The organism is Microbacterium sp. NPDC055502 (assembly GCF_053643635.1).
Genome location: NZ_JBSHKJ010000003.1, coordinates 160,048 through 172,318, shown reverse-complemented (window position 1 = coordinate 172,318; position 12,271 = coordinate 160,048). Strand labels below are relative to the sequence as shown.

Genomic DNA, 12,271 nt, shown 5'->3' with positions numbered 1-12,271 from the left:
GGTCAGCCGACCATCGACTCGTAGATCTCCTTGCACGTCGGGCAGATCGGGAACTTCTCCGGATCGCGGCCCGGCGTCCACTTCTTGCCGCAGAGAGCGCGCACCGGCTTCCCGGTGATCGCGGACTCGAGGATCTTGTCCTTCTTCACGTAGTGCGAGAAGCGCTCGTGGTCGCCCGGTTCGAGGTTCTCCTCCCGGAGGAGCTCTTCCAGTTCGCGATCAAGCGTTGCCACGCCGCCCTGATCGGGGCTGTCCAGCGGAGTACTCATTCCGCGATTCTAGCCGCGTCGTGGGGCCGGTGGGCGGCCGTCACGCGGTCTCGACGAACTCCATGAGCCGCTCTCCGCTGTGCTCGAAGATGCGCCCGCCGAGCACAGCCCCGGCGACGAGCACGATCGCGCCGGTGAACAGCCCCACCCAGAACGCCGCGGGCGCGAACGCCGAACCGGAGACGATCGTGGCGGCGAAGAGCCAGATCGTCGGCACGCTCAGGACGATGGATCCGAGGAACGCCGCGGCGGGGCCGTAGGCACCGTGGGACGTCGGCCGCTGTGGCTGCTGGAAGGGGCTGTCCCCGGGTCGCGACACCGCGTACGGTGCGACCACCGACACCACGCTCGAGATGCCGAGGGCGCACAGCAGGAGACTGACCGCGAGACCCACCAGCGGAAGGAGGAGGGTCCAGCTCCCCACGAGCAGCAACGACAGCGGCACCGCGATCGCGAGCACCGGGACGGCCACGAGGAGCACCGGGACGAGCCGTCCGAGGCGGTCGGGAAGGCCGCGTACCCCGCTCGCCACGTGCGTCCACAGCGCGGTCGAGTCGTAGGCGATGTCGTTGTGGGGCAGCCAGCCGAAGAACAGCGCCATCACCGGAACCGGGATGAGGGCCGCGATCTCGATCGGGACACCGGCGACGATGAGCGGCAGCACCGTCAGCACCCCGGCGACGGGCACGACGATCACGTTCATGATGTAGCGACGGTCCCGCAGCCAGTACACGAGGCTGCGCGACGCGATCGCTCCGAAAGCGTTGGACGGCAGCAGGCCGAACCAGCCGAGGCCCGTGCGCTCCCGTGCCGTGACGGGCCGCTCGGTGGTCGTCAGCAGACGACGGACGAACCACGCCCAGACGAGGGCGAGGGCGATGGCCGTGACCACCGCGACGGCACCGCTCGCCCACGCCGTCCCGGTCTCTCCTGCCGCCGCGGCGAACGCAGAGGCCGGAGCCGCAGCGAACGGAGTGACACCGATCACCGACGTGAGCGTCGCGATCGACGCGGGCACGTCACCGTCCCATCGCAACGAACCGAGGAACACGGCGACGGGGAATGCGATCACGATCAGGGCGAGCGCGAACAGGGCGGTGAGCTCCCTCGATCGACGCTCCGGGAGCAGCATCGCGTTCAGCGCCATGCCGATCCGGGCGATCAGGGCCGTGATGAACAGGCCGAGCAGAGACATGATCACCGCGAGTGGCCACGGCGCGCCCGCCTCGATCGCGACGATGCACACGCTGGCATAGACGGCGAGAAGGGCGAGGCTCGGCACGCTCACCAGCGAGGCGAGCATGAGCACCCAGGGCAGTCGGCGCTCGTCGACGCCGAACACCGCGAACCGACGGGGGTCGAGCTGGTCCACCGCCCCGACCAGCAGCGGCCCCACGAGGAAGCCGAGCAGCACCGCCGCACCGCCGAGCACGGTGACCGCGCTGGCGACCGGCACGGAGGCGTCGGTCAGGCTGAACACCGCGACGCAGACCACGACCGTCACGGCGACGACGGCCCCGAAGGACAGCAGTGTGCGGATCCGGCGTTCACCGCGGAGTGCGCCGAGGAGGAGCGCGAACCTCAGTCGGAGAACGTGTGCAGCCATTCCAGCCCCTCCACCTCGCCGCTGGAGCCCGCGAGCTCGACGAAGCGCGATTCGAGGGTCTGCCCCGCGCGGACCTCGTCGATCGTCCCCTCCGCGAGCACCTCGCCGTTGACGATGATCGCCACACGCGAGCACACCCGCTCGACCAGGTCCATGCCGTGGCTCGACAGGATCACCGTGCCCCCGTGGGCGACGTAGGCGCGGAGGATGTCGAGGATGACGGCGGATGACACGGGGTCGACCGACTCGAAGGGCTCGTCGAGCACCAGCACGCGGGGCGAGTGGATCATCGCGCCCGCGAGCATGATCTTCTTCGTCATACCCGCGGAGTAGTCCGACACCACGCGGTTGAGCGCGTCTCCGAGATCGAAGGCGCGAGCCAGATCCGCGGCGCGCTTCTCGATGACGTCAGCCGCCAGCCCGCGAAGCAGTCCGTAGTAGTAGAGGAGTTGTCGGCCGGTCAGGCGGTCGAAGGTGCGAAGGCGATCGGGAAGCACTCCCATGACGCGCTTGGCGGCGAGAGGGTCGACGGCCTGGTCGATGCCGCAGATCACGACGCTCCCCTCGTCGGCGCGCAGCAGCCCCGCGACGATCGAGAGCGTGGTGGTCTTGCCCGCACCGTTCGGTCCGACGATCCCGTAGAACGAGGCGGCGGGCACCGACAGGTCGATGCCGTCGACGGCGCGGTTGTCGCCGAACTGCTTCACCAGGCCGCGGATGCGGATCGCCTCGGTGCTCGGCTGGTCCTCACGGGAACCCTCGGCACGCAGCGGCGGCTCCTGCGAGGTCTCCGGATCGACGACGACGACGGAGCCGTCCGTCAGCGCGTCGGCTGTGGGGTTCTGCACGGGCTCCACCGCATCGGCGGGCACGGGAACGGCTGTGCTCTCGGCGGTCGGTTCGAGCTCTGCGACGAGGGTGTCCGCGCCCGGATCATCGGACGCCGCTTCACCCACAGAGCCGGCGGACATCGGAGCTGCCGTGTCGTCCGCCACCGCGGTGGCGGACGCAATCGCGACGCCCTCACCGTCCACGGCGGGCGTCTCCGTGACGGTCTCGAGCGCGGCAGCCCCGTCGGCCGCCGCCTCCTCGCCGGTCCCCTCGTGCGTCGCCTTCTCGGCTGCGGCCTTCTCGGCTGCGGCCTTCTCGGCTGCGGCCTTCTCGGCTGCGGCCTTCTCGGCTGCGGCCTTCTCGGCTGCGGCCTTCGCGGCAGCCGTCTTGGCCGCCGCTGTCTTCGCCGACGCGGAGCGCGCCGTGCTCTTCGCCGCTGCCGACTTGGCCGCCGCCGCCTTCGCCGCCGCCGTCTTCGCAGCGGTCGCTGTGGACGTCGCCGCCCGTGGGGACGTCGGCGTGGCCGCCGCGTTCTTCACCGCCGCCGCCCGGGAGGCGCCGGCCTGTCGGGGTCGCGCGGGTGTGCGCGCTGCCGTGTTCCTCGCCGCCGCGAGTCGCGCCGCATCGGCGCTGCGCGCTGCGGGCGCCACGGCTGAAGCGTCAACGCTGCCCTTGGGCGTCGGCTCCACCACGACCTCGAGCGACGCGGCGGCATTTTCTGCGGCCGCCTTGGCCGGTGCCGCCGTTGCGCTGACGCTCTTCGCCGATGCGGAGGTCTTCGCCGCCGCCTTCGACGCCGCAGCCTTCGATGCCGTGGCCTTCGATGCCGTGGCCTTCGATGACGAGGCCTTCGATGCCGTGGCCTTCGATGCCGTGGCCTTCGATGCCGTGGCCTTCGATGACGAGCCCTTCGCTCCCGCGGCTTGCGATGCGGCCTTCGATGACGAGGCCTTCGATCCCGCGCCTTGCGATGCTGACGTCTTCGATGCCGCCGTCTTCGCGCCCGTGGGCTGTGGCGTCGCGCCGCTCGCGTCGGCGCTCTTCTTCACCGCCGCCCCGCCCGTCGCCTTCTTCACGGTGGTGGTGCTGCGGCGAGGCGCACGCGGCTTCTTGGCCGCGGTCGCGGCGGTCGCCTTCTTCGCGCTCTCCGCCGCTGACGCACTCGCGTCGGGCGTTCCCGAAGGGGTCTCGTTCGTGTCCACCTCGGCGGTGCGGTCGTCAGGGGAGGAAGTCACCGTCCTACGGTATCAATGGGCGGCTTCCAGCCAAGGCCCCACGCGACAATCCGACATCCGGACCGCCACGCGAGGAGGAATGCAAGGGGGTTGCCGAGGCTGTGCGTTGCGTGTGTACTCGGTCACGAAATGGCAACAGGGACCTCTGGGCCCCGGGCTTCCCAGGCGGAATCGCTAGCATGATTCCCGGCACGACGAAGTGTCTGGTCGGTGAACCGGCCGTGAACACAACTTCCTTTAGGAGCACTCGTGACTCTTCAGACCGTCATCCTCGCAGCCGGCATGGGCTCTCGACTCGGCCGCGCGCTGCCCAAGCCGCTGACCGAGCTCAACGACGGCCGCACGATCATGCGCCAGCAGCACGACAACATCCGCGCCGCCTTCGGCTCTGACGCGCGCATCACCACCGTGGTGGGCTATCGCGCCGAGACGATCATCGAGGCGTTCCCCAACGTGAACTACGTCCACAACGACCGCTACGACGAGACCAACACGTCGAAGAGCCTCCTTCGCGCGCTCGGCGCCACCGGCCGCGGCGGGGTGCTCTGGATGAACGGCGACGTCGTGTTCGACCCGATGATCCTCGGCCGCGCGGTGGAGTACATCGAGCGCGACCAGTCGTTCGTGACCGTCAACACCGCCAAGGTGAGCGACGAAGAGGTCAAGTACACGGTCACGGCCGAGGGCTACATCAAGGAGCTGTCCAAGACCGTCAAGGGCGGGCTCGGCGAGGCAGTCGGCATCAACTACATCTCGTCCCGCGAGAAGAAGGCGTTCATGCGTCAGCTGCAGCGCGTCGAGGACCAGGACTACTTCGAGCGCGGCCTCGAGCTCGCGATCGCCGAAGACGGCCTGCTGCTCGAGCCGATGGACGTCTCGGACCTCTACGCGGTCGAGGTCGACTTCGCAGAAGACCTGGAGCGCGCGAACCTCTTCGTCTGATTCCACGACACCGAGAGCCCCTGTCCCCCGCGGACCGGGGCTCTCGGTGTTTTCGCGGTGGAATTCCGTAGGATCGGCGCCATGGCCCCCAAGGTGCACAAGATCCACTCCCTGCCGGATGACGCCCCGTGGGACAAAGGCATCCCGCCGACCGGCTCACCCGAACACCCGATGATGGTGCGCGGCCTCGACCGCGTTCTCTCTATCCAGCGACCGCTCGTCCTGGCGCACATCCGGAGCATCCGCCTTCGCCACCCGCACGCCACGCCCGCGGAGATCATCCGCATCCTGGAGCGGCGGTACCTCGCGGCGGTCACGGCCGGCGGCGCCGCCGTCGGTGCGACCGCGGTGGTCCCCGGGATCGGCACCGGCGTCACACTCGCGCTGTCCGGCGTGGAGACGGTCGGTTTCGTGGAGTCGACGGCGCTCTTCGCGCAGTCGGTGGCCGAGGTCCATGGGATCGCTGTCGGGAATCCCGACCGCGCGCGGGCGCTGGTGATGACGTTGATGCTCGGCAAGGAGGGCGTCGACCTGGTCGGTCAGCTGGCGGGACAGATCGCGGGGCGCGGGGTCAGCCGCTCGGCGTACTGGGGCGAACTCGTGACCAAGTCGCTGCCTCGTGCTGCCGTCGGCCCGCTGGTCGACCAGTTGAAGAGCATGTTCGTGAAGCAGTTCGCGGCGAAGGGCGGCGCATCCTTCGTCGGCAAAGCCATGCCGTTCGGTATCGGCGCGGCGATCGGCGGGGCAGGCAACCACCTCCTGGGCCGCCGCGTGCTGACGACCTCACACCGGGCGTTCGGGGCAGCCCCCGTCGATCTTCCCTCGGAGCTGGAGCCGGTGCCGGGTGCGGAGAAGCTGGAGCTGCGCATGCTCCGCGGTGCCCGCTACGCCGGCAACGCGGTCGCGGGCGCAGCCGGAACGGTCGCTCGTGGAGCGGGCTGGGTGGGCCACCGCGTGGGCGAGGTCGCGGGGCGACGTCGCGGGGACGCGGTCGCGGAGCTCGACGAGGGCGAGGGCGAGGGCGAGGGCGACCACAGCCTGCCCGAGCGTCCGGGTGCGGACACCGCCGAGCGGTGACGGCAGGGCGCGCACCTCACCAAAGGATCGCCCGACCCGTTGTGCCGAGCATCCAACGGACGCGACGACGGCGACGCTAGGGTGGAATCCGTGACGGACAAGCCCGACCTCTTTACCACCGCCGGCAAGATCGCGGATCTCCGCGCCCGCTACACCGAGGCCGTCGTCGACGCCGAGGCGAAGGCGAAGGAGAAGCAGCACGCGAAGGGCAAGATGACCGCCCGCGAGCGCATCGAACTCCTCGTCGACCCCGGGAGCTTCGTCGAGTTCGACGAGTACGTGCGCCACCGCACGACCGCCTTCGGCATGGACCGCTCGCGCCCCTACGGCGACTCCGTGGTCACGGGCGTCGGCACCATCCACGGGCGCACCGTCGCGGTCTACTCCCAGGACTTCTCGACGTTCGGCGGCTCGCTGGGCGAGGTCGCGGGCGAGAAGATCGTCAAGATCATGGAGTTCGCCCTCGCCGGAGGCATGCCGTGCATCGGCATCCTCGACTCGGGTGGCGCGCGCATCCAGGAGGGCGTGGTCGCGCTCGGGAAGTACGGCGAGATCTTCCGCCTGAACACCCGCGCGTCCGGCGTGATCCCCCAGATCTCCATCATCATGGGCCCGGCCGCGGGCGGCGCCGTGTACTCCCCCGCGCTCACCGACTTCGTCATCATGGTCGACAAGACCAGCCAGATGTTCGTGACCGGTCCCGACGTGATCAAGACCGTGACCGGCGAGGACGTCGGCATGGAGGAACTGGGCGGCGCCTACACGCACAACACGCGTTCGGGCGTGGCGCACTACCTCGCGGAGGACGAGGACGATGCGATCGACTACGCGCGCACGCTCCTCGGCTTCCTGCCCGACAACAACATGGCGGAGCTCCCCTCGTACGAGAGCGCGTTCGAGTTCGAGACCACCGACGCCGACCGCACGCTCAACACGATCGTCCCCGACTCCCCCAACCAGCCGTACGACATCCACACCGTCATCGAGCACGTCGTCGACGACGGCGACTTCCTCGAGGTGCAGCCGCTCTTCGCGCCGAACATCGTGATCGGCTTCGGCCGCATCGAGGGACGTTCCGTCGGCATCATCGCCAACCAGCCCTCGCAGATGGCGGGGACCCTCAACATCGAGGCGGGCGAGAAGGCCAGTCGCTTCGTGCGGTTCTGCGACGCGTTCTCCATCCCGATCGTGACGCTCGTGGACGTGCCCGGCTACCTTCCCGGCACCGACCAGGAGTGGACCGGCGTGATCCGCCGCGGCGCCAAGCTGCTGTACGCGTACGCGGAGGCGACGGTCCCGCTCGTCACGGTCATCCTGCGCAAGGCGTACGGCGGCGCCTACATCGTCATGGGATCCAAGCAGCTCGGTGCCGACGTGAACCTGGCCTGGCCGACCGCCGAGATCGCCGTCATGGGCGGCCAGGGCGCCGTCAACATCCTGTACCGCGGGGAGATCAAGAAGGCCGAGGAGGCCGGGGAGGACGTCGCCGCGGTCCGGACGCGACTCGCGAACGAGTACACGTACAACGTCGCATCCCCCTTCCTCGCCGCAGAGCGGGGGGAGCTCGACGGCATCATCGAGCCGGCCAACACCCGGGTATCCGTGGCGAAGGCCCTGCGCGCTCTGCGCGGCAAGAGGGCCGAGCTGCCGCCCAAGAAGCACGGGAACATCCCGCTGTGACGGCGCAGGACGCTGCGGCGGAGGGCACGGCAGCGGCCCCTCCGATGCTCGAGATCACCCGGGGCACGGCGACGGAGGAAGAGCTCGCCGCCCTGATCGCCGTGATCGGAGACGCCTACGCCACCGAACAGGCGGAGGCGACGGTCGACGAGCCGCGCGTCTCCGCGTGGGAACGCACGCAGCGCCCGCTCCGGCGTCCCCTGCGCCGCGACATCCCCTGGGGCCGCTTCTCCGGCCGAGGCTGACGGGCTCGGCCGGAGGCACGTTCACCGGCCCAGCAGCAGGTCGGACGTGCGCGGCGTGAGCATCGAATCGAGCACGACGCACGCCGCGCCGACCGCACCGACGTCGTCGCCCACCACCGTGCTCTGCACCGGGAGCGCCCGGACGGCTCGCGTCGCGCTGGACCGCGCGAGCCGCGCGGCGACCTCCGGCAGCGACAGGTCGGCGAGGCGTCTCCAGAACGGACCGCCGAACACCACCCGGTCCACGTCGAGCAGGTCCGTGAGCACGAGCGTCAGCGTCGCCAGGTGTTCGGCGGCACGCTGCACGACAGCCCCCGCCGACGCCTCCCCGGCCACGGCCCTGACACACAGTTCGGTGAGGCTCGCGTCGAGTGCGGCCCTGTCCCCGGGGCGCCGACCTCCGGCGAGAACCCCGAGCTGCTCCGCCCGTTCCACGATCGCCTCGGGGGTGCACACCACGTCGACGCAGCCCCGCGAGCCGCACGCACACCTCGGCCCCTCCGGATCGACCACGATGTGCCCGATCTCCCCGAGGTTGCGGGTGCTGCCACGCACCGCCTCGCCGTCTCGCACCACGGCGGCGCCGAGGCCGGTACCGAGATAGAGGAACACGAACGAGTCGTCGGACGGCCCGCGCCGCGTCCACAGCTCGCCGACAGCCGCTGCCGTGGTGTCCTTCTCCAGCACGACCGGCAAGGCGATCGCGGCCGCCAGATCGTCCTGCAGTGCCACCCGGTGCCAGCCGGGCAGCTTGGGAGGATCGATGACCGTGCCCCGGGTCGCGTCGAGCGGTCCCGGAGCAGCCACGCCCACCCCCGCGATCCGCTCGCGCGGCACTCCCGAGCCCTCGACGAGCTCCTCGATCTGCGCCGCGAGATCGGCCAGGATCAACGACGGGGCCTCAGCGGGCGTCGCCATGCTCGACCGCCGCACGACCTCCCCGGCGAGGTCGAGCAGCACGAAGGTCGTCACCGCCGGATCGAGGTGCACGCCGACCGCGAACCTGCTCTCCTCCACCAGCCGCAGCATGACCCGCGGCTTGCCCGGTCCGCTGATGGTCCGACCGGCTTCCCGGATGAGCCCCTCGTCGAGCAGCCGGCGCGTGATATTCGTCACGGTCTGGGCCGAGAGCCCGGTGACCTGCGCCAGCTCGATACGGCTCAGCCCATCGACCGCATGCCGGACCGCCTCGAGGATGACCGACTGGTTGAAGTCGCCCATCCGCGGAAGGTTGGTTCCCCGCCGTGTACCCATCGTTCGATGATCCTCCTCACGCGTCGCTGCGCGTGTCCCCCAAAATACCTACAGACAAGGTGTTGACGACCCCGCAGACTGAAGGGGACGCTTCGCGTTCGGCTGGTCTCTCTGTCCCAGGGTAGACAGACGCTGATCGGCCACCAGCGGACGGTTTTCGGGTAACTGTCCGCACGGCGAGGGGCAGGCGATATCGCCGCCCCTCGCCCACTCTCCTCACGAGCGCCGTGCGGGCTCGCTGCCCGCCTCGCGCACGATCTCGTGCCACAGGTCGACCGAGTCGTCGTCCGCTGCACGCCGTCCGGCACGACCCACCACGGTGACCGCCACCAGGGGGTCTTTGGCGGAGCGGATGATGATGCGGCCGGTCCCCGCCGAGCGCAGCACCTGCGCCAGCTCGTCCCGGATCTCGATCCGTCGATCCTCACCGATGCCGTCCAGCCCGCCCTCGTCGAACACCGTCACCGATGCACCGCGTCGACGGGCGGCCTCGATCGCATCGCGGACGTCGTCGTTCAGCAGGTCCGCCCCGCGCAGCTCGTCGCGCAGCCGCCCCTCCGCCAGTCGCGCCTCCAGCCGCTCGTCCTCGTCCAGCGCACCGCGCGTGGCGACGACCCGACTCAGCACGGGCCCGGCGACGGCGAGGGCGAACTGCGTGCGCAGCCGCCGCTCCCGCTGCCGCACGCGCTGCGTGGCGTGCCAGGCCGACACCGCCTGCTGGATCTCGGAGAGCCGCTCCGTGTCCCTGACCGCCCTGTCCCAGAACATCACCAGGAGCTGCGCGACCACCACCCACATGATCGAGCCGACCACGCCCAGGTTCAGAGCGACGCCGACGCCGAGCGCCGCGGACGCCGTGGCGACCAGGATCACCAGGGCCGACCACCCGATGACGGGTCGCCGCCGAACGACGCACACGACGGCCAGCAACCCGAGGCCGCCGATGTACCACGTGGCGAACGGTGCCGTACGGTCGGCGGGGTCGAGGGACACGGTGACCAGGACCGGGATCACCGCGGTCGCCGCCAGCGCGAGCAGCGACGTCCACAGCGGCATCCGCACGGTCGCGGGATGCCCGAGGATCGCGACGGTGACCACCGCGAGGAACAGTCCGATACCAAGCACCATGAGCAGCGGTGCCGTCGGCTGCTCGATCCACCAGACACCACGCGCGACGAAGTACAGCGCGAAGCCCACGGCCAGCGACGTCGCGACACTGCGCACCGTCCGGTTCACGAGCGCTCCCATCCGAGCGTGACCGTCGTGCCGCCCTCATCCGACACGATCTGCGCGGTGCCGGCGACACCGGCCATGCGCGCGAGGATCGATGCGCGGATGCCCAGCCGGTCGGGGCCGATCGCGTCGACGTCGAAGCCGGGGCCGTGGTCGGAGATCGTGACCGCGATCCCCTCGTCGCCGTGGCCTTCCGCGACGATGTGCAGTCCACGTCCGTGCGCGTGCGTCACCGCGTTGCCGATCGCCTGCCGCGCCGCGAGCACCAGTGCTCTGGCGGCACGTCCGGGGATGAGGCCGATGCCTCCGCGCTCCTCGACGATGGCGTCCGCGCCGAGCTCCGACAGCGCCCGGCGCAGCTCGACGACGATCTGTGCGGTGCCGACCGGTTCGTCGCTGCCCTCCTCCGCCACCGCGGCCTCCGTGTTGGCCAGCCGCGTCAGCGCCTCCCTGGCCATCGCGACCGCGAGCTCCTGTGCCCTCTCCCCGTCCGCACGCTCCGCGGCGATCAGCGCGGCGAGCACGCTGTCGTGCATGAGCGCCGACATCGCCACCCGCTCCTCCTCCGCGGCGGCCGCGGCGGCCGCGGTGGCGTAGGACGCCACCGCCGTGCCCCTCGCCTCGTCGACGCCCCCCGCCACCGACCGGAACATCCAGCCGAGCGACACGATGACCACGCCCAGGATCAGCGTGAACGACACGTCGAACGCGGTCGTGACCCAGAACTCGCGCGAGAACCCGCCCTGCACCAGCCGGACGTAGCCGTACACGAACGGCACGCCCACCGCCCACGCGAACTGCAGCCGCAGCGGGAAGGCCAGCATCGCGGCGACCACCCCGACGTTCACCAGGAAGAAGATCCAGGGCTGCGCGCCGGCGACCTTGTCGGCGGGATCGACGACGACGGGCCACGCGGCGAGCGCGACCACGTAGACCACCGCGAAGATCCCCGCCGCGACGCGTACCGCGCGGCCGACCAGGCACGCCACGAGCATGACGATGAGCGGGACGAAGACGACCACGAGCAGGAGCATGTGCGGCACATCGGCCCTGGACAGGGTCGCGATCGCGGCGATGAGCGCCTGCACGCCGAGCACCGCCGAGCCCAGCGCCACCACGATCGCGAGGATCCGCTCCATCCGCTTCGACGTGAAGCGCTCGAAACCGCTCTCCACGCTGCCGGGAGACGGGATCTTGCTCCAGGCGTCGCGGACGCTGAGCGGCTCAGTGGGCACTCGGCGCCCCGTCGGCGGCCACGATGCCGTCCTCCATCGCCCGTCGCAACAGGTCGACCTTGGTGGGGGCGGGCCGCCCGACCTCGACGTACTTGACCCGGATGCGGGTGATGTTCTCCTTCGCGGTGGAGTAGGCGACGCCGAGCCGCTCGGCGACCGCCTTCAGCGGCAGCCCCGTGGCATACAGCCGCAGGACCTCGCGCTCTCGCGTGGAGAGCTGGGCATCCGCGAAGGCCCGGTCGCCATCCACCGCGCTCGCCCACTCGACATTGTTCAACGCCTCGCCCTGGGCGACCGTGCGGATCGCGTCGAGCACGTCGTCGAGGGCCGAGGACTTGCTGACCACGCCGGCGGCACCCGCCGCGAGCGCCTCCCGCACCGCGGCCGGCCGGTCGGCGACGCTGTGGATGACCACGCTCGCCCCGTCTGCCACGAGCGAGGTGACGTTCTCGGTCACGGTCGTCCCGTCACCGAGGGTGAGGTCGAGGACCACCACGTCGGCGGGCGGCACGACCGCGCTGGACCGCCACGTCAGATACGACCCCACCGTGCTGCCGGAGAACACCACGGTCTGCCCGTCGCGGGCGAACGCGGCCTCGAGACCGAGGCGGACGGACTCGTGGTCGTCGATGAGGGCGACGGTGCTCATGCCCACAGCCTACTG

At 70.6% G+C, this 12,271-nt stretch carries 12 protein-coding genes; 5 read left to right on the top strand and 7 right to left on the bottom strand.

The window, feature by feature from the left end; all coding sequences use genetic code 11:
• Positions 1-2 precede the first annotated feature (2 nt).
• The 3 genes from ACWH95_RS17120 to ACWH95_RS17110 are packed head-to-tail and all read right to left on the bottom strand — an operon-like array spanning position 3 to position 3,245.
• Positions 3-269 carry a DUF3039 domain-containing protein gene (locus tag ACWH95_RS17120; RefSeq protein WP_028503536.1) on the bottom strand — a complete coding sequence of 89 codons (267 nt, stop codon included), beginning with the start codon at positions 267-269 and terminating at the stop codon, positions 3-5.
• 40 nt (positions 270-309) lie between these two features.
• Positions 310-1,875 carry a hypothetical protein gene (locus tag ACWH95_RS17115; RefSeq protein ID WP_136030619.1) on the bottom strand — a complete coding sequence of 522 codons (1,566 nt, stop codon included), beginning with the start codon at positions 1,873-1,875 and terminating at the stop codon, positions 310-312.
• Positions 1,851-3,245: an ATP-binding cassette domain-containing protein gene (locus ACWH95_RS17110; RefSeq protein ID WP_454121063.1), complete on the bottom strand. Its 1,395-nt coding sequence runs from the start codon at positions 3,243-3,245 to the stop codon at positions 1,851-1,853. Before ACWH95_RS17110 ends, ACWH95_RS17115 begins: the two co-directional genes overlap by 25 nt.
• On the opposite strand from ACWH95_RS17110, the gene ACWH95_RS17105 reads away from it, so the two are divergent.
• The 5 genes from ACWH95_RS17105 to ACWH95_RS17085 all read left to right on the top strand — a co-directional run bounded on the left by ACWH95_RS17105 (position 3,226) and on the right by ACWH95_RS17085 (position 7,885).
• On the top strand, positions 3,226-4,119 hold the full coding sequence (locus ACWH95_RS17105) for a hypothetical protein (protein WP_454121062.1): 894 nt from the start codon (positions 3,226-3,228) through the stop codon (positions 4,117-4,119). The two genes, ACWH95_RS17110 and ACWH95_RS17105, sit on opposite strands and share 20 nt — an antisense overlap.
• Positions 4,120-4,190: 71 nt before the next feature.
• Positions 4,191-4,883 carry a phosphocholine cytidylyltransferase family protein gene (locus ACWH95_RS17100; RefSeq protein ID WP_136030312.1) on the top strand — a complete coding sequence of 231 codons (693 nt, stop codon included), beginning with the start codon at positions 4,191-4,193 and terminating at the stop codon, positions 4,881-4,883.
• An 81-nt stretch (positions 4,884-4,964) separates the two neighbouring features.
• Positions 4,965-5,960, top strand: coding sequence for a hypothetical protein (locus ACWH95_RS17095; protein ID WP_454121061.1), 996 nt, complete (start codon positions 4,965-4,967; stop codon positions 5,958-5,960).
• Between the two features lie 90 nt (positions 5,961-6,050).
• The gene (locus ACWH95_RS17090; protein ID WP_206253148.1) at positions 6,051-7,640 is read left to right on the top strand and encodes an acyl-CoA carboxylase subunit beta; all 1,590 of its coding nucleotides are present in this window, start codon (positions 6,051-6,053) and stop codon (positions 7,638-7,640) included.
• On the top strand, positions 7,637-7,885 hold the full coding sequence (locus ACWH95_RS17085) for an acyl-CoA carboxylase subunit epsilon (RefSeq protein ID WP_206253146.1): 249 nt from the start codon (positions 7,637-7,639) through the stop codon (positions 7,883-7,885). The genes ACWH95_RS17090 and ACWH95_RS17085 overlap by 4 nt, the downstream gene beginning before the upstream one ends.
• Before the next feature lie 21 nt (positions 7,886-7,906).
• Here the strand turns inward: ACWH95_RS17085 and ACWH95_RS17080 are convergent, their stop codons facing one another.
• The 4 genes from ACWH95_RS17080 to ACWH95_RS17065 all read right to left on the bottom strand — a co-directional run bounded on the left by ACWH95_RS17080 (position 7,907) and on the right by ACWH95_RS17065 (position 12,256).
• Positions 7,907-9,139 (bottom strand): ROK family transcriptional regulator, encoded by a 1,233-nt coding sequence (locus tag ACWH95_RS17080; protein WP_454121060.1) that lies wholly within the window; start codon positions 9,137-9,139, stop codon positions 7,907-7,909.
• Positions 9,140-9,355: 216 nt separating this feature from the next.
• Complete coding sequence (locus tag ACWH95_RS17075; RefSeq protein WP_206253142.1) at positions 9,356-10,375, bottom strand: DUF962 domain-containing protein; 1,020 nt, start codon at positions 10,373-10,375, stop codon at positions 9,356-9,358.
• Positions 10,372-11,607 carry an ATP-binding protein gene (locus ACWH95_RS17070; protein ID WP_452312843.1) on the bottom strand — a complete coding sequence of 412 codons (1,236 nt, stop codon included), beginning with the start codon at positions 11,605-11,607 and terminating at the stop codon, positions 10,372-10,374. The genes ACWH95_RS17075 and ACWH95_RS17070 overlap by 4 nt, the downstream gene beginning before the upstream one ends.
• On the bottom strand, positions 11,597-12,256 hold the full coding sequence (locus tag ACWH95_RS17065) for a response regulator transcription factor (protein WP_136030323.1): 660 nt from the start codon (positions 12,254-12,256) through the stop codon (positions 11,597-11,599). The genes ACWH95_RS17070 and ACWH95_RS17065 overlap by 11 nt, the downstream gene beginning before the upstream one ends.
• Positions 12,257-12,271 lie beyond the last annotated feature (15 nt).

Excerpts from the sequence above, each read along its gene's own strand:
- ACWH95_RS17120 (WP_028503536.1), bottom strand. The coding sequence starts at position 269 with ATGAGTACTCCGCTGGACAGCCCCGATCAGGGCGGCGTGGCAACGCTT.
- ACWH95_RS17115 (WP_136030619.1), bottom strand. The coding sequence starts at position 1,875 with ATGGCTGCACACGTTCTCCGACTGAGGTTCGCGCTCCTCCTCGGCGCA.
- ACWH95_RS17095 (WP_454121061.1), top strand. The coding sequence starts at position 4,965 with ATGGCCCCCAAGGTGCACAAGATCCACTCCCTGCCGGATGACGCCCCG.
- ACWH95_RS17080 (WP_454121060.1), bottom strand. The coding sequence starts at position 9,139 with ATGGGTACACGGCGGGGAACCAACCTTCCGCGGATGGGCGACTTCAAC.
- ACWH95_RS17065 (WP_136030323.1), bottom strand. The coding sequence starts at position 12,256 with ATGAGCACCGTCGCCCTCATCGACGACCACGAGTCCGTCCGCCTCGGT.